Source organism: Halostella sp. PRR32 (assembly GCF_034808085.1).
In the GTDB taxonomy this organism is placed as follows: domain Archaea; phylum Halobacteriota; class Halobacteria; order Halobacteriales; family Natronoarchaeaceae; genus Halostella; species Halostella pelagica.
Genome location: NZ_JAXHGL010000119.1, coordinates 1 through 273, shown reverse-complemented (window position 1 = coordinate 273; position 273 = coordinate 1). Strand labels below are relative to the sequence as shown.

The 273-nt window shown below is 41.8% G+C and carries 1 protein-coding gene; it reads right to left on the bottom strand.

Annotation, left to right across the window (positions count from 1 at the left end):
- A partial coding sequence (locus tag SM753_RS20610; RefSeq protein ID WP_323192931.1) for a 50S ribosomal protein L19e occupies positions 1–273 on the bottom strand: 273 nt, incomplete at both ends.

Sequence of the window (273 nt, the reverse complement as noted above, 5' to 3'; positions counted from 1 at the left end):
TCTGCGTTTACGGGCCTCTTTAACCTTCAACCTTCTGGCAATACCTTGATCGTCTAACAGCTTAGCACGCTTCTTCTCCACCTTCTTTTTGTTAATGTACTCCCTCAAAACTCTCTTGTTTTTGAAAAAGTTACCCTTTACCTTCATGTACAGCAGATGGTACAAGTGTTTATCGATTTTTTTCAGTTCTCGATATTTTTTCAAGAACCTTCTGAGAACTCTCATCCTCTCTGTCCACAATGCCTTCCTTGGGGTCCTTGCGTTAGCTGTACC